A 15,644-nucleotide genomic window follows, 5' to 3' on the forward strand; every position below is an offset into this window, starting at 1 on the left:
TTTTTATTGCCCGCCCGCCGCCACCCCGCGCTTTTTGCGCTTCTTCATGCAAAATTAGCGAGCCAAATCACCCGCTTTCACAAGCGCATCGCCCCCAAATTCATTACACTGCCAGCGATCTTTTCTACTCGGAGTGCTGTTGCTGTATGGAAATATTGATCCTGTTTGGATTGATTTTGCTTAATGGCGTCTTCGCCATGTCGGAAATCGCCATCGTCACCGCGCGCAAGGCCCGCCTCAGCAAGATGGTCAGCGAAGGAAGCCGCTCTGCCGCCATCGCCCTCAAACTGAGTGAAGATCCGACCCATTTTCTCTCCGCGGTGCAGATCGGCATCACCAGTATCGGTCTGCTCAACGGTATCTACGGCGAATCCCTGCTGGCCCAGCCGCTGGCGCTCTGGCTGCAGGAGTGGGGCATGGCCCCCAAGAGCAGCAGCCTGCTCGCCACCGTGCTGGTCATAGTCGTGGTCACCTATCTCTCCATCGTCATCGGCGAGCTGGTGCCCAAGCGGCTTGGCCAGCTCAGCGCCGAGCGCATCGCCTGCTTGGTAGCCCGCCCCATGATGTGGCTGGCGGCCCTCACCCGCCCCTTCGTCTGGCTGCTATCGGCTTCCACCAAGGCCAGCCTGCGCATCCTGCGCGTCAGCCAGGACGGTGGCGCCAACGTGACCCAGGAGGAGATCCACGCCATGCTGGTGGAAGGCTCCGAGGCCGGGATCATCGAGGATCATGAACACACCATGCTGCGCAATGTGTTCCGCCTCGACGAGCGCAGCCTCTCGTCACTGATGGTGCCACGCAGCGACATCCGCTATCTCGACCTCGCCCTGCCGCTGGAGGTGAACCTGCAGCGACTGGTGGAGTATCGCCACAGCTTCTTCCCAGTCTGTGACGGTAGCCTGTCGGAACTGGTGGGCATCATCAACGTCAGCAAGGTGCTGCACGCCTACATCAAGGGAGAGCCCATCGATCTGGCGGCGCTGACCCAGGATGGCAGCCTGCTGCCGGAGACCCTCAACGGCCTCGAGCTGCTCAACCACTTCCGTACCCACTCCGAGCACATGGTGCTGGTGGTGGACGAATATGGCGAGCTGCAGGGGCTGGTCACCCAGCAGGATCTGCTGGAGACCCTGGCCGGCGACTTCCAGCAGGAGGACGGCGACGACAACTGGGCATTCCAGCGTACCGACGGCAGCTGGCTGCTCGACGGCCTCATTCCGCTGCCTGAGCTGAAGGACTGTCTGGGACTGGTTCGGCTACCGGAAGAAGAAAAACATCACTATCACACCCTAGGAGGGCTTATCATGCTGCTCCTTGGCCGCGTTCCCCAGACCGGAGATCTGGTCACGCTGGAACAGTGGCAACTGGAAATTGTTGACATGGATGGTCTGCGCATCGACAAGGTGCTGGCCATGCCCTTGCTTGATCAACCCAGCTAACCTGCGGAGTTTGCAACTATGGAGCAGTTTTACCAACTGGCTCACGCCTTTATGCATCAGGATCTGGTGACGCTATCCGATCCCAAGATGGCCTTCATGGTCTGCGGCGTGTTATTGACGTTTCTGGTGCTGGAGAATGGCTTCATCCCCACCGCCTTTCTGCCCGGCGACAGCCTGTTGATCCTGACCGGCGTGCTCATCTATCAGGACGTGCTCTCCCTTGGGGTGATCCCGCTGCTGATCCTGGCCACCTTCGTCGGCACCTGGCTCGGCTACATGCAGGGGCGTTTCCTGGGCCACACCCAGCTCTACCACCGGCTGCTATCCCATGTGGAAGAGAAGCACCAGCAGAAGGTGTACTACCTGCTGGACAAATACGGCATCGTGACCCTGATCACCGCGCGCTACATCGCCTTCGTGCGCACCGCCTACCCCTATATCGTCGGCGCGACCGAACTGCCGCAGGGGCGCTTTCTCATCGTCAATCTGGTCAGCTCCATCATGTGGATCTGCCCGCTGGTCGGCTTTGGCTACTTCCTGAGCCACACCAAGCTGGCGTCCGAGTATCAGTCCCAGTTCCTCAGCATCATTCTCTGCCTGCCGATCGTACTGCTGGTCGGCGGTCTCATCGCGCTGATCTGGCGCTGGCTGAGCAAACGCAAAGCCAGTGCACCACGGGATTGAGACAAATACACAGGGCCATCGCAAGATGGCCCTTTTTTTAGCTAAATAATGGCGATTTACCCGCTGGCGCTCTTGTCAAGCGAGGGTAAAAATGAGTGAATCTAGCGCCTTTTTTTTCGACGTGAATGGAGTCGGTAGTATGCGGTGTCGGGTTAGCGCTATGGCGCTGGTTTATGCATTGGTTGGACTGCTGGGATTGCCAGCAGCATTGGCTGCCCCCAACCCGGCCAAACTGCAGCTGCAATCAAGCAGCGCGCTGGTGATGGATGTCGGTACGGGCAAGACCCTGTACCAGAAGAATGCCACCCGGGTGCGCCCCATCGCCTCGATCACCAAGCTGATGACGGCACTGGTGGTGCTGGATGCCCGCCAGGATCTCGGCCAGACCCTGACCATCGATCAGAACGACAGAGACGCCATCAAGCACACCTATTCGCGGGTGCGCATGGGCACCCAGGTATCACGCCGCGATGCCCTTCACCTGGCACTGATGTCGTCGGAGAACCGGATGGCCTCGGCGCTGGCCCGTCACTATCCCGGTGGGCGCCCTGCCTTCGTGCGGGCCATGAACAACAAGGCCAAGCAGCTGGGCATGCGCAACAGCCGCTTCTATGACTCCACCGGTCTGTCGACGCGCAACGTCTCCACCGCCCAGGATCTGGCCAAGCTCATCGCCGCCGCCTATCGCCAGCCGTTGATCCGCGAGTTCACCCAGGACACCAGCAAGGACATGCGCTTTCGCACCCCCGCCTACAGCCTGATGTTCAACAACACCAACCCGCTGGTGAAGAACCCGGACTGGGATGTGCGCCTCTCCAAGACCGGCTTTACCGACGAGGCGGGCCGCTGCCTGCTGATGCGCGCCAAGCCGGACAACCGCGAGCTGGCCATCGTGCTGCTCAACTCGGTGGGCAAACGCACCCCGGTCGGCGATGCCAACCGCATTCGCAAGTGGCTGAAAAGCTGATCCCGTACCACGGGGATGAAAAAGGATGCTGCGGCATCCTTTTTTATTGCCCGCAAATCGCCCCTGCGCCCATCTGGGAACCGTAATCACAAAGGAGGATAAAGGGTTGCCTCAGTCAAGGAGACAGCCATACGACGCGATACCGTGAGCGTGAGGGGGAGAAGATGGCAAGGGAGCGCGTCATGCAGGCAGAGGAGCCTTCGTCACGCGGTTGCTGGCCTGAGGGCAAGACGGATGACGGCTGCCGAGCCAAACGGGAGGGGACCAAGAGCTGAGCCGTGTCAGCCCTTCCGGTGGCATGGTCATATAAAAAAACAGCCCCGACCGAGGTCGAGGCTGTCTTCTATATGGTGCGCCCGAGAGGATTCGAACCTCTGACCACCTGGTTCGTAGCCAGGTACTCTATCCAGCTGAGCTACGGGCGCTCATCAACTTTTGGTACTGCTTTCAATATGGTGCGCCCGAGAGGATTCGAACCTCTGACCACCTGGTTCGTAGCCAGGTACTCTATCCAGCTGAGCTACGGGCGCTCACAAACTTTTGGTACTGCTTTCAAAATGGTGCGCCCGAGAGGATTCGAACCTCTGACCACCTGGTTCGTAGCCAGGTACTCTATCCAGCTGAGCTACGGGCGCTCATAAACTTTTGATTTTGCTTTAAATGGTGCGCCCGAGAGGATTCGAACCTCTGACCACCTGGTTCGTAGCCAGGTACTCTATCCAGCTGAGCTACGGGCGCCCTGATTTAAAGCGATAAAAAAAGCTTACTCAACAGTAAGCCTTTTTCAGGTGTACCGGCTTGCTGACTGCCAGTACATGACTCATCGTGAGTCTAATATGGTGCGCCCGAGAGGATTCGAACCTCTGACCACCTGGTTCGTAGCCAGGTACTCTATCCAGCTGAGCTACGGGCGCAAATGGCGGAGAAGGGGGGATTCGAACCCCCGATGCGGGTATAAGCCGCATACTCCCTTAGCAGGGGAGCGCCTTCAGCCTCTCGGCCACCTCTCCGTTTGCGGGGCTGATAATACTTCACAGGGATTTTTAGTCAAACACTTTTTTGGAGAAAAAAGCGCGTTCGCTCAGCATTTGGTCAAAGCGTGGAATATTCAAGCAATATCGACACTTATCCCGCTCTTTTGCTCCCTGCAGCACGATTTTCAGCACCCCAGAAAAACAAAAGGCGACACATGAGGTGTCGCCTTGTCACAGCCATTAACGCCGCTTAGAAGCCGGATTGGCCCGGAACTTTCTCGGCCTGGATGCGCTGGTAGATCTCTTCGCGGTGTACGGAGACCTCTTTCGGTGCGTTCACACCGATACGAACCTGATTGCCTTTTACGCCCAGTACGGTGACAGTCACTTCGTCACCAATCATCAGGGTTTCCCCTACACGACGAGTCAAAATAAGCATTCGCTTGCTCCTGTATCCTGTTTTGTATTTATATCGATATGCGACATTATCTTACAAAGATACCGATATGGTAAATGGTTGAAACTAAATCAATCAGGGATTGTTTCCCAAGGGCTGCTCATGAGGCTCCTGATCCAGCCCAAAAGCGGAGTGCAAGGCACGCACTGCCAGCTCCAGGTACTTCTCGTCAATCACCACGGATATCTTGATTTCAGAGGTGGAAATCAACTGCATGTTGATCCCCTCCTCGCCCAATACCTTGAACATGGTGCGGGCGACGCCAGGATGGTTCCACATCCCGACTCCGACGATGGAAACCTTGGCGATCTCACCGTTGCCCTGCACGCAGGCGGCCCCCAGCTCGCTGGCGGTCTCCTCCAGCAGGGCGCGCGCCCGGCGATAGTCATCGCGATTCACCGTGAAGGTGAAGTCGGCGGTCCCATCGCCCAGCGTGTTCTGCACTATCATGTCGACATCAATGTTGGCGTCGCTGATCGGATTCAGGATCTGCGCGGCCACGGTGGGCCTGTCCGGCACACCCAGAATGGTCAGGCTCGCCTCGTTGCGATTGAACGCTATCCCGGATACCAGGGGAGCTTCCATCCTCTCACCTCCATATGTGATTAAGGTTCCCTCTCCATCGACAAAGCTCGACAGCACCCGCAGCGGTACGCGGTACTTGCCCGCGAACTCCACCGAACGGATCTGCAGCACCTTGGCGCCGAGACTGGCCATCTCCAGCATCTCCTCGAAGGTGATGGTATCGAGACGGCGCGCCTTGGGCTCGATGCGCGGATCCGTGGTATAGACCCCATCCACATCGGTAAAGATCTGGCATTCATCGGCCTTGATGGCCGCCGCCACGGCAACCGCCGTGGTGTCAGAGCCACCGCGGCCCAGCGTCGTGATGGCATTGTGCTCGTCACGGCCCTGGAAGCCGGCGATCACCACCACCTTGCCCGCGCCCAGTTCGGCCTGAACCTGCTCGGTGTCGATGTGGGTGATGCGCGCCTTGCCATAGGCGGAATCGGTATGAATGCGAACCTGATCGCCGGTCATTGAGACCGCAGGACAACCGCGTTTGTTCAACGCGATCGCCAGCAGCGCTATGGTGACCTGTTCACCAGTGGAGACCAGCACATCCATCTCGCGCCGGTTGGCATCAGGATCCAGCTGCTGGGCCATGCCCAGCAACCGGTTGGTTTCGCCCGACATGGCGGAGACAACCACCACCACGTCATGTCCCTGGGCGCGGGTCTGCTCGACCCGCTCAGCTACCGCCTCGATCCGCTCCAGCGTGCCGACCGAGGTGCCGCCGTACTTCTGTACATAGAGTGCCACAGATCACCTCGCCCGATTACAGGCGCTCTTCCAGCCAGGAGTGTACGGATTGCAGGGCTGCCGGCACCGCCTCGGGCTGGGTACCACCCGCCTGAGCCATGTCGGGACGACCGCCGCCCTTGCCGCCCACCTGCTGGGCGACCAGATTGACCAGCTCACCGGCCTTGACCTTGCCGGTCAGGTCGTTGGTGACGCCCGCGATCAGGTTGACCTTGCCCTCGCCGCTGGTGGCCAGCAGCACGACACCGGACTTCATCTGGTTCTTCAGTTCGTCCAGCATGCCGCGCAGGGATTTCGGATCGGCCCCTTCCAGCGCTGCAACCAGCACCTTCTGCCCCTTGATCTCGATGACCTGACCCAGCAGGTCGTTACCGGCCTGAGCGGCCAGCTTGGCCTTGAGCTGCTCCAGCTCGCGCTCCATCATCTTGGCCTTATCCAGTACCTGACGTACCTTGTCGGCGATGCAGAACTGGTCGCCTTTCACCAGTGCAGCAGCCTCTTCGATCTGCTCACCGACCTGATGCATGAAGTCGATGGCGGCCTTGCCGGTCACCGCTTCGATACGGCGCACACCAGCGGCGATGCCGCTCTCGGCGATGATCTTGAAGAAGCCGATGTCTCCGGTGCGCTTGGCGTGAGTACCGCCGCACAGCTCGGTGGAGTAGTCGCCCATGCGCACCACGCGCACGTCGTCTTCGTATTTCTCGCCAAACAGCGCCATGGCGCCGGCCGACTTGGCGGCTTCCAGATCCATCAGCTGGGTGGTGATTTCGTGGTTGGCGCGGATCTGGTTGTTGACCAGCTCCTCGACCCGGCGAATGGTCGCCATGGTCATCCCCTCGAAGTGGGAGAAGTCAAAGCGCATGCGCTCGGCACCCACCAAAGAGCCTTTCTGGGTCACGTGCTCACCCAGCGCCTGACGCAGGGCAGCGTGCAGCAGGTGGGTCACGGAGTGGTTCAGAGCGATGGCCTGGCGACGCTCGCCATCGACCACGGCTTCGACCTCGGCCCCTTTCTCCAGGGTGCCCAGCTCCATGTAGCCCTTGTGGATGATCGCCTTGCCCGCTTTGACGGTATCGGTCACGGCAAAGATGCCGTCATCCACTTTCAGGGTGCCGCTGTCGCCGATCTGGCCGCCGGACTCGGCGTAGAAGGGTGTTTGCTCCAGCACGATGACCGCTTCGTCACCAGCGATAAGACCGCTCACCTCGTCCACGCCCTTGTAGATGCCGACCACACGGGTGCGCTCGGTCAGGGTCTTGTAGCCAGTGAAGGGGGTCTCGAAGTCGAGCTTGAGCATCTCGTTGTAGTTCACGCCGAAGCTGGAAGCCTCTTTGGCACGAGCACGCTGCTTCTCCATCTCGGCCTTGAAGCCCTCTTCGTCGATGCCGATTTCGCGCTCACGCACCACGTCGGCAGTCAGGTCGGCCGGGAAGCCGTAAGTGTCATACAGCTTGAACACCACCTCGCCCGGAATGACCTTGGCATCGCCGAGATTGGCCAGCACGTCTTCCAGCAACAGCAGGCCTCTGTCCAGAGTACGGACGAACTGCTCCTCTTCGATGCGCAGCACGCGCTCGACCAGCGGCAGCTGGGCGATCAGCTCGGCGGCGACATCCTTCATCTGTGCCGCCAGCTCGGCTGCCAGTTTGTAGAAAAACACTTCGGTGGCACCCAGCTTGCGACCGTGACGCACGGCGCGGCGGATGATGCGGCGCAGCACGTAGCCGCGACCTTCGTTGGACGGCATCACGCCATCTGCCACCAGGAAGGCGCAGGAGCGAATGTGGTCCGCGATGACGCGCAGGGACTGGTTGCTCAGATCGGTGGTGCCGACGATCTCGGCCGCTTTCTTGATCAACGCCTGGAAGATATCGATTTCGTAGTTGGAGTGCACACCCTGCATGATGGCGGAGATACGCTCCAGACCCATGCCGGTATCCACGGACGGACGGGGCAGCGGCTCCATGGTGCCGTCAGCCTGACGGTTGAACTGCATGAACACCACGTTCCAGATCTCGATGAAACGGTCGCCATCCTCTTCCGGTGAGCCCGGACGGCCACCCCAGATATGATCGCCGTGATCGTAGAAGATCTCGGTGCAGGGACCGCACGGACCGGTATCGCCCATCGCCCAGAAGTTGTCAGAAGCGTACGGTGCGCCCTTGTTGTCACCGATGCGCACGATGCGATCGGCCGGCACACCGACCTCTTTTTCCCAGATGTCGAAAGCTTCATCGTCAGTCGCGTAGACGGTCACCAGCAGGCGCTCTTTCGGCAGTTGCAGCACCTCGGTCAGGAAGCCCCATGCAAACTTGATGGCATCCTGTTTGAAGTAGTCGCCGAAGCTGAAGTTGCCCAGCATTTCGAAGAAGGTGTGGTGACGAGCGGTATAGCCGACGTTTTCCAGATCGTTGTGCTTACCACCGGCACGCACGCAACGCTGGGAAGTCGTCGCGCGATTGTAGGCACGCTTGTCTGCGCCAAGGAACACGTCCTTGAACTGGTTCATACCCGCGTTGGTAAACAACAGGGTCGGGTCGTTATGCGGTACCAGCGAGCTGGAGGAGACAACCTGGTGCCCCTGGGAACGGAAATACTCGAGAAACGCGGCGCGAATCTCTGACGTGGACATATACATGGAAAATCCTGCTTGATTCGAATACGGACTTTTAACCGCATTAATGTAAGTTTTCTGCGGGGTAAAGTAAAACGGACAGGGCCGCCACGGGTGAAAAAGCGCGCATAAATGGGGGCTGGGAGAAAAGGGAGACAAACCGGGGCGTTTTCAGCCATGGTTTGGGCCGATGGCAGCGGAAAATCGGCCTGCCGCCGAGGAGCCTTCCACCGCCTCCGCCACCAGGATACAAGTTGTTGAATCCACAGACACCAGAGGCAAAGGGCATGCCACCATGTCCATGGCGGCGACGGGAAAGACGATACGGACAACCCAAGCAAAAGGCATCATGCGAGATACAGAACTGCGCCATGACAATCTTGGGTGCTGGGTGTTTGGTATTTGGTGTTGGGGCTAGGTAGCAAGGACGCTACCATCCCCCCCTGCAGGTCATCAGCAGGCTGAGACGACTTGCAGGAGAGCACAAACGGGGTAGTTACAGCTCGCGCTCCTGCAAGGCGCTCAACGCATAGCGTCCCTGCTCCTGGGTAAAGCCGCGTCCCAGCAGGTATTTGAGCCACTTCATCCGCAGCTTGAAATCGGCAAGGTCGGCCACGTTGGCTCGCCGCGCCAAAAGATCCAAGGCCAGTTCAAACCAGTCCAGCTCCGGCTGCTCGAAGGCGGCATCAATCTGGTTGTCATCCAGCCCCTTGCGGCGCAGCTCGAAACGGATCTTGATGGGACCGTGCCCCTTGGCCGCCCCGGCTCTTACCGCCATGGCGCCATAGCGCTCGTCGTTGACCCAGTTGTAACCCCGGCAATAATCGACGACCGCCTCGATCACCTCTTCCTGATAGCCCTGCTGGCGCAGCCGTCTGGCCAGTTCGGACTCGGCGCTTTCGCGGCGAGCAAGACTGCGCATGGCAAAGGCGCGGGCCGCCGCCAGTTGCTCTTCAAAGGTGAGTTCGACCGATTTGTCAGCAGATTCATCAACCATAAATAACAAGGCCGGGTATCAACCCGGCCTTCCTTTGTTCCTTATTCGAACTCTTGTTCGCTTTCGGCATCGAACTCTTCTGCCTCAACCGGTGCAGCCTTGTCATCGACAGGTACGGCACCTGAGAGCAGCAGCTCACGCAGGCGGGCTTCCACTTCGCCAGCCATCGCCTTGTTCTCGGCGAACAGCTTCATGACGTTGGCCTTGCCCTGACCGATCTTCTCGCCGTTGTAGCTGTACCAGGCACCGGCCTTGTCGATCAGCTTGTGCTTGACGCCAAGATCCACCAGCTCGCCCTCTTTGGAGATACCGGCGCCGTAGAAGATCTGGAATTCGGCCTGCTTGAAGGGCGGAGCCACCTTGTTCTTGACCACTTTGACGCGAGTCTCGTTACCGACCACTTCGTCACCTTCCTTGATGGCGCCGATACGACGGATATCCAGACGCACGGAGGCGTAGAACTTGAGCGCGTTACCACCCGTGGTGGTCTCCGGGCTGCCGAACATGACGCCGATCTTCATCCGGATCTGGTTGATGAAGATGCACAGGCAGTTGGCGTTCTTGATGTTGGCGGTCAGTTTGCGCAGCGCCTGGGACATCAGACGGGCCTGCAGGCCGACGTGGGAATCACCCATCTCGCCTTCGATTTCCGCTTTCGGGGTCAGGGCCGCCACGGAGTCGACGATGATGACGTCAACGGCGTTGGAACGCACCAGCATGTCGCAGATTTCCAGCGCCTGTTCACCAGTATCCGGCTGGGAGATCAACAGGTCATCGACGTTGACGCCCAGCTTGGCGGCATAGATGGGATCCAGCGCGTGCTCCGCATCGACGAAGGCACAGGTCTTGCCCTTCTTCTGCGCTTCGGCGATCACCTGCAGAGTCAGCGTGGTTTTACCGGAAGATTCCGGGCCATAGATCTCGACGATACGACCGCACGGCAGGCCACCGATGCCCAGTGCCACGTCCAGGGAGAGGGAGCCGGTGGAGATGGCTTCGATATCCATGGTCTTGCTGTCGCCCAGACGCATGATGGAGCCTTTGCCAAACTGCTTTTCGATTTGACCCAGCGCAGCCGCCAGTGCCTTCTGTTTGTTCTGATCCATGCCAATCTCCGCTGGAAATCGTGAGTAAAAATGAAGTTGGGCTAAGTATACTGTCTATTCATACAGTATCAAGCCCAATTTATCTGAGCAGGGCCAACAGACCCGACAAGGCCTGTCTCACCGCCTGCTGGCGCACCTGCCGGCGATCCCCGTCGAAACGGGCCAGCAGGGAATGATGACGGCCAGATCGGTCCGCCCAGGCGAACCAGACGGTGCCGACCGGTTTGCCCGGTGTTGCGCCGCCAGGGCCGGCGATGCCGCTGATGGCGACACTGATGGCGGCAGAGGAGTGCGCCAGCGCACCACGGGCCATCTCCAGCACAACCACCTCGCTCACCGCGCCGTGCTGCTCAAGGCTCTCGCCGCTCACCCCCAGCATCTGCTGCTTGGCTTCGTTGGTGTAGGTGACAAAACCGCGATCGAACCAGCCGGAGCTGCCCGCAATGTCGGTAATAGCCGTAGCCACCCCGCCGCCAGTACAGGATTCGGCAGTCGCCGCCAGCCAACTGCGCTGACCGAGGGCCTTACCCAGCTCGATGGCGAGGTGCTCTATCTCTGCGTCCAGTTTCATCACGGCTCCTGCTGATTCGTTGAAGAGGCACATTATGCGATCCCGTCACTGCCGCCCGCAACCGCCGGGCAGACCCCACCGACATCGATGTGCAGCACCAAGACCCGCTCAGCCAGAGACAACCCCGGAACCCGACCTCCCCCGCCGCGCTGCTTATGTGTAGAATGGCGCCATCAAGTTCAAGGCTCATCACCGCAGACACTGGCCCGCAGAGGCCCCTTCTGGAATCGCACATGACCGCACAACACCAAGCTACCGGCACCGCGTCTGGCGCCAATCTCAGCGCCCACACGCCCATGATGCAGCAGTATCTGACCCTCAAGGCCGAGAATCCGGAGATCCTGCTGTTCTACCGGATGGGCGACTTCTACGAGCTGTTCTATGACGATGCCCGCAAGGCCTCCCAGCTGCTCGACATCTCCCTGACCAAGCGCGGCCAGTCGGCCGGCAGCCCTATCCCGATGGCAGGCGTTCCCTATCACGCCATCGAGGGCTATCTGGCCAAGCTGGTGCAGCTCGGCGAATCGGCCGCCATCTGCGAACAGGTAGGGGATCCCGCTACCAGCAAGGGGCCGGTGGAGCGCAAGGTCATTCGCATCATCACCCCGGGTACCGTCTCCGACGAGGCGCTGCTCAGCGAGCGACAAGACAACCTGATCGCCGCCGTTTATCACGATGGTCGCCGCTTCGGCTACGGCACCATGGACATCGGCTCCGGCCGCTTCTTCATCAACCAGTTCGAGAAAGAAGAGACCCTGCTGGCGGAACTGCAGCGCACCAATCCGGCCGAGCTGCTCTACCCCGAATCATTCGCCTTCCTGCACCATGTCGAGGGGCGCCGCGGTCTGCGCCGCCGCCCGGAGTGGGAATTTGAGCTCGGCACCGCCCGCAAGCTCTTGTGCCAGCAGTTCGGCACCCAGGATCTGGTGGGCTTTGGCGTCGAGCAGAGCGAGACCGCCCTGTGCGCCGCCGGCTGCCTGATGCAATACGTGAAAGACACCCAGCGCACCGCCCTGCCCCACATTCGCAGCGTGCGCCTCGAACAGCCCGATCATGCGGTCATCATGGATGCCGCCACCCGCCGCAATCTGGAGCTGACCCAGAATCTGGCCGGCGGCCACGACAACACCCTCTCCGCCGTGCTGGACTGCACCGCTACCCCCATGGGCAGCCGCTTGCTCAAGCGCTGGATCCACCAGCCGATCCGCGATCGGGTGATCCTGAAAGGTCGCCAGAGCACCATCAAGGAGCTCATCGAGCAGAACCTCTATGACGAGCTGGGTGGCCTGTTGCGCCAGGTCGGCGATGTGGAGCGGGTGCTGGCGCGCCTGGCCCTGCGCTCGGCCCGTCCGCGCGATCTCACCCGCCTGCGTCAGGCTTTCGCCCAGTTGCCCGAATTGCAGCGCCTGCTGGCGGAGAGCGAGCACGAGGCGGTGCAGCAGCTGCGCGAACGCGCCAGCACCTTCCCCGAGCTACTCGACCTGCTGGAGCGCGCCGTAATGGAGGTGCCGCCGGTGCTGATCCGCGATGGCGGCGTCATCCGTGACGGCTTCAACCAGGAGCTGGACGAACTGCGGGATCTGGCCAACGGCGCCACCGCCAGCCTCGCCCGCATCGAGGAGCGCGAGCGGCTGCTGACCGGCATCAACACCCTCAAGGTGGGCTACAACAAGGTGCACGGCTTCTACATCGAGGTGAGCCGCGCCAACAGCCACCTGGTGCCGGCCCACTACATCCGCCGCCAAACCCTCAAGAACAACGAACGCTACATCATCGACGAGCTTAAAAAGTACGAGGACAAGGTGCTCACCGCCCAGGCCCAGGCACTGGCGCTGGAAAAACGCCTCTACGAAGAGCTGCTCGATGCCCTGCTGCCGCACCTCGGCGATCTGCAGGAGTCCGCCGCCGCACTGGCGGAGCTGGACGTGCTGGCCAACCTGGCGGAACGGGCCGAGACCCTGGACTACCGCTGCCCGACCCTCATCGATGAAGATCAGATCCTGATCGAGGCGGGCCGCCATCCGGTAGTGGAGCAGGTGATGACAGACCCCTTCATCGCCAATCCCATCCGGCTGGAGCGGGAGCGACGGATGCTGATCATCACCGGTCCCAACATGGGCGGTAAATCCACCTACATGCGCCAGACCGCGCTGATCGTGCTGCTGGCCCACATCGGCGCCTTCGTGCCGGCCGACAGCGCCCGCATCGGCCCCATCGACCGTATCTTCACCCGCATCGGGGCGTCGGATGATTTGGCATCGGGAAGATCCACCTTCATGGTGGAGATGACCGAGACCGCCAACATCCTCAACAACGCCACCGCCCGCAGTCTGGTACTGATGGACGAGATAGGCCGTGGCACCAGCACCTACGATGGCCTCTCGCTGGCGTGGGCCTGCGCCGAGCAGCTGGCAAGCAAGATCGGCGCCTACACCCTGTTCGCCACCCACTACTTCGAGCTGACCCGTCTGCCGGAGCTGATGGAAGGGCTGGCCAACGTCCACCTCGATGCGGTGGAGCACGGCGACACCATCGTCTTTATGCACGCGGTGCAGGAAGGGGCGGCCAGCCGCTCCTACGGCCTGCAAGTCGCGGCGCTGGCGGGGGTACCTAAATCGGTGATCCAGCAGGCCCGTCACAAACTGCACGAGCTGGAAAGCGCCACCCAGGTGGCAGCCGGCGAATCTCGTCCGGCCCCGGTGCCCATGGCGCCCCAGAGCCATCCGGTGGTCGATGAGCTGGCAGCGGTGCGCCCCGACGAGCTCACCCCCCGTCAGGCGCTGGATCTGCTCTATCGCCTCAAACAGATGCTGTGACCAGCGGCAGCTGATCAGCCATGAAAAAGGGGAACCGCGAGGTTCCCCTTTTGTTTGGCTGCTTGATGGCGGCCTCAACAGGATGAAGCAACGTCAGGCCGGCCCGATCCGCTCCAGCAGGCTCATGTGGGTTGAACCGTCGTGGCGCTTGAGCTTTTGCCGGTATTCGAACTGGTGCTGGCTCTCCTGCTTGAGGCCCAGCATCAGCGAGTAGCACATGGCCAGCATGATCACCGAGAAGGGCAGCGCCGCTATGATGCTGGCGGCCTGCAGGGCGGCCAGCCCGCCGGAGACCAGCAGGATGGCGGCAACCAGCCCCTGACCCAGCCCCCAGATGGCGCGGTGCAGCACGGGAGGATCCTGATCGCCGATGGAGAGCAGGGTCGTGATCACCAGGGTGCCCGAGTCGCTGGAGGTGATGAAGTAGGTACAGATCAGCAGGGTCAGCACGCCCTTGGCGATCCAGCCGAAGGTCTCCCAGTGCAGCAGTTCCACCGTCTGGTAGAGCGCCAGGGTCACGTCCTGATTGACCGCGGCCACCACGCCGCCACCGCCGAACAGCTCCAGATTCATGGCGGTACCGCCGAACACGGTGAGCCAGAACATGCCGAGCAGCGAGGGCACCAGCAGCACGCCGAGCACGAATTCGCGGATGGTACGCCCCTTGGAGATGCGGGCGATGAACATGCCGACAAACGGCGCCCACGCAATCCACCAGCCCCAGTAGAAGGCGGTCCAGTTCGACTGCCAGGCCGAGGTGCCGTTGGCCTCGGTGTTGGTCCAGAAGCTCAGCTTGACGATGTTCTGCAGGTAATCACCTATGTTCTGCACATAGGCGTTGAGGATGTAGGTGGTCGGCCCCAGCACCAGGAAGAGGCCCAGCACGAACACGCTCAGCCAGATATTGAGCTCGGAGAGCAGCTTGACCCCCCGCCCGACCCCGGAGACCGCTGACAGGGTGGCGATCAGGCTGATGCCGCCGATGAGCCAGAGCTGGTTCGCTTGCGATACTTCCATGCCGAACATCTGGTTGAGGCCGGTGTTCATCTGGGAGACGCCGAGGCCGAGAGACGTGGCCACCCCGAACACGGTGCCGAACACCGCCAGCACGTCGGCCGCGTGGCCCCAGAAGCCGTAGATGCGATCCCCGAGGATGGGATAGAGCACGGAGCGGATCGCCAGCGGCAACTTGCGTCGGTAGCTGAAGAACGCGAGCGACAGGCCGACGATCACATAGATGGCCCAGGGGTGCAGACCCCAGTGGAAGAAGGTGAGGCGCATGGCGATCTGGGCCGCCTCCGGCGTCATCCCCTCGGTGATGAAGGGGTTGGCCTGCAGGTGATTCATGGGCTCGGCGATGCTCCAGAACACCAACCCTATGCCCATGCCGGCGCTGAACAGCATGGAGAACCAGGCGAAGTAGCCGAACTCCGGTACCTGGTCGTCGTCGCCCAGCCGGATGCTGCCAAAGCGGCTGAACATCAGGTAGACAGCGAAGAACAGGAACAGGGCGACCACCAGAATGTAGTACCACTTGAACCCGGCAATGATCTGATCCTTGGCGCCGACAAACCAGCTGGCGGCGGTTTCGGGGACGAACACCCCGAACAGCAGGAACAGGGTGATGACGGTGAGCGCCGTCATGGCCATGGTCGGGTTGAGGCCTTTGAATAGCCCTTTGTTTGCTCTCATC

The 15,644-nt window shown here is 60.9% G+C and carries 11 protein-coding genes and 6 tRNA genes; 4 read left to right on the forward strand and 13 right to left on the reverse strand.

All coding sequences use genetic code 11. From position 1 onward, the window contains the following. The first annotated feature begins 146 nt into the window (after nucleotides 1-146). The 3 genes from R2E40_RS19395 to pbpG all read left to right on the forward strand — a co-directional run bounded on the left by R2E40_RS19395 (nucleotide 147) and on the right by pbpG (nucleotide 3,090). On the forward strand, nucleotides 147-1,439 hold the full coding sequence (locus tag R2E40_RS19395) for a hemolysin family protein (protein ID WP_029302168.1): 1,293 nt from the start codon (nucleotides 147-149) through the stop codon (nucleotides 1,437-1,439). Nucleotides 1,440-1,457: 18 nt separating this feature from the next. After that, on the forward strand, nucleotides 1,458-2,123 hold the full coding sequence (locus tag R2E40_RS19400; RefSeq protein ID WP_016352045.1) for a DedA family protein: 666 nt from the start codon (nucleotides 1,458-1,460) through the stop codon (nucleotides 2,121-2,123). 139 nt (nucleotides 2,124-2,262) lie between these two features. Beyond that, a complete protein-coding gene (gene pbpG, locus R2E40_RS19405; protein ID WP_011707427.1) occupies nucleotides 2,263-3,090 on the forward strand; it encodes a D-alanyl-D-alanine endopeptidase in 828 nt (275 codons plus the stop codon). A gap of 348 nt (nucleotides 3,091-3,438) precedes the next feature. On the opposite strand, the gene R2E40_RS19410 is transcribed toward pbpG, so the two are convergent. From R2E40_RS19410 to R2E40_RS19465, 12 genes are all read right to left on the reverse strand, one after another. Next, nucleotides 3,439-3,515: transfer RNA gene (locus tag R2E40_RS19410), tRNA-Arg, on the reverse strand. A gap of 28 nt (nucleotides 3,516-3,543) precedes the next feature. Beyond that, a tRNA-Arg gene (locus tag R2E40_RS19415) sits at nucleotides 3,544-3,620 on the reverse strand. A 28-nt stretch (nucleotides 3,621-3,648) separates the two neighbouring features. Then, nucleotides 3,649-3,725, reverse strand: a tRNA-Arg gene (locus R2E40_RS19420). A 26-nt stretch (nucleotides 3,726-3,751) separates the two neighbouring features. Further along, nucleotides 3,752-3,828 (reverse strand) — tRNA-Arg (locus tag R2E40_RS19425). A 99-nt stretch (nucleotides 3,829-3,927) separates the two neighbouring features. After that, nucleotides 3,928-4,004, reverse strand: a tRNA-Arg gene (locus R2E40_RS19430). Nucleotides 4,005-4,007: 3 nt separating this feature from the next. Beyond that, nucleotides 4,008-4,100, reverse strand: a tRNA-Ser gene (locus tag R2E40_RS19435). A gap of 214 nt (nucleotides 4,101-4,314) precedes the next feature. Next, a complete protein-coding gene (csrA, locus tag R2E40_RS19440) occupies nucleotides 4,315-4,503 on the reverse strand; it encodes a carbon storage regulator CsrA (protein WP_005305164.1) in 189 nt (62 codons plus the stop codon). Between the two features lie 93 nt (nucleotides 4,504-4,596). Next, nucleotides 4,597-5,844 carry an aspartate kinase gene (locus R2E40_RS19445; RefSeq protein ID WP_011707428.1) on the reverse strand — a complete coding sequence of 416 codons (1,248 nt, stop codon included), beginning with the start codon at nucleotides 5,842-5,844 and terminating at the stop codon, nucleotides 4,597-4,599. Between the two features lie 16 nt (nucleotides 5,845-5,860). Next, nucleotides 5,861-8,485 carry an alanine--tRNA ligase gene (alaS, locus tag R2E40_RS19450; RefSeq protein WP_043127213.1) on the reverse strand — a complete coding sequence of 875 codons (2,625 nt, stop codon included), beginning with the start codon at nucleotides 8,483-8,485 and terminating at the stop codon, nucleotides 5,861-5,863. Nucleotides 8,486-8,957: 472 nt separating this feature from the next. Then, complete coding sequence (locus tag R2E40_RS19455; RefSeq protein WP_201355295.1) at nucleotides 8,958-9,458, reverse strand: regulatory protein RecX; 501 nt, start codon at nucleotides 9,456-9,458, stop codon at nucleotides 8,958-8,960. A gap of 41 nt (nucleotides 9,459-9,499) precedes the next feature. Beyond that, a complete protein-coding gene (gene recA / locus R2E40_RS19460) occupies nucleotides 9,500-10,564 on the reverse strand; it encodes a recombinase RecA (RefSeq protein ID WP_011707431.1) in 1,065 nt (354 codons plus the stop codon). A gap of 79 nt (nucleotides 10,565-10,643) precedes the next feature. After that, on the reverse strand, nucleotides 10,644-11,135 hold the full coding sequence (locus R2E40_RS19465; RefSeq protein ID WP_318164169.1) for a nicotinamide-nucleotide amidohydrolase family protein: 492 nt from the start codon (nucleotides 11,133-11,135) through the stop codon (nucleotides 10,644-10,646). 233 nt (nucleotides 11,136-11,368) lie between these two features. On the opposite strand from R2E40_RS19465, the gene mutS reads away from it, so the two are divergent. Further along, the gene (gene mutS, locus R2E40_RS19470; RefSeq protein WP_318164170.1) at nucleotides 11,369-13,951 is read left to right on the forward strand and encodes a DNA mismatch repair protein MutS; all 2,583 of its coding nucleotides are present in this window, start codon (nucleotides 11,369-11,371) and stop codon (nucleotides 13,949-13,951) included. 93 nt (nucleotides 13,952-14,044) lie between these two features. On the opposite strand, the gene R2E40_RS19475 is transcribed toward mutS, so the two are convergent. Continuing rightward, complete coding sequence (locus tag R2E40_RS19475) at nucleotides 14,045-15,643, reverse strand: BCCT family transporter (RefSeq protein ID WP_318164171.1); 1,599 nt, start codon at nucleotides 15,641-15,643, stop codon at nucleotides 14,045-14,047. Between the last annotated feature and the right edge of the window lies 1 nt (nucleotide 15,644).

Source organism: Aeromonas sp. CD (genome assembly GCF_033349375.1).
In the GTDB taxonomy this organism is placed as follows: domain Bacteria; phylum Pseudomonadota; class Gammaproteobacteria; order Enterobacterales; family Aeromonadaceae; genus Aeromonas; species Aeromonas hydrophila.

What these genes read in the sequence shown, in the direction of transcription:
- R2E40_RS19395 (WP_029302168.1), top strand. Translation starts at nt 147, where the DNA reads ATGGAAATATTGATCCTGTTTGGATTGATTTTGCTTAATGGCGTCTTC.
- R2E40_RS19400 (WP_016352045.1), top strand. Translation starts at nt 1,458, where the DNA reads ATGGAGCAGTTTTACCAACTGGCTCACGCCTTTATGCATCAGGATCTG.
- pbpG (WP_011707427.1), top strand. Translation starts at nt 2,263, where the DNA reads ATGCGGTGTCGGGTTAGCGCTATGGCGCTGGTTTATGCATTGGTTGGA.
- csrA (WP_005305164.1), bottom strand. Translation starts at nt 4,503, where the DNA reads ATGCTTATTTTGACTCGTCGTGTAGGGGAAACCCTGATGATTGGTGAC.
- alaS (WP_043127213.1), bottom strand. Translation starts at nt 8,485, where the DNA reads ATGTATATGTCCACGTCAGAGATTCGCGCCGCGTTTCTCGAGTATTTC.
- R2E40_RS19455 (WP_201355295.1), bottom strand. Translation starts at nt 9,458, where the DNA reads ATGGTTGATGAATCTGCTGACAAATCGGTCGAACTCACCTTTGAAGAG.
- recA (WP_011707431.1), bottom strand. Translation starts at nt 10,564, where the DNA reads ATGGATCAGAACAAACAGAAGGCACTGGCGGCTGCGCTGGGTCAAATC.
- R2E40_RS19465 (WP_318164169.1), bottom strand. Translation starts at nt 11,135, where the DNA reads ATGAAACTGGACGCAGAGATAGAGCACCTCGCCATCGAGCTGGGTAAG.
- mutS (WP_318164170.1), top strand. Translation starts at nt 11,369, where the DNA reads ATGACCGCACAACACCAAGCTACCGGCACCGCGTCTGGCGCCAATCTC.
- R2E40_RS19475 (WP_318164171.1), bottom strand. Translation starts at nt 15,643, where the DNA reads ATGAGAGCAAACAAAGGGCTATTCAAAGGCCTCAACCCGACCATGGCC.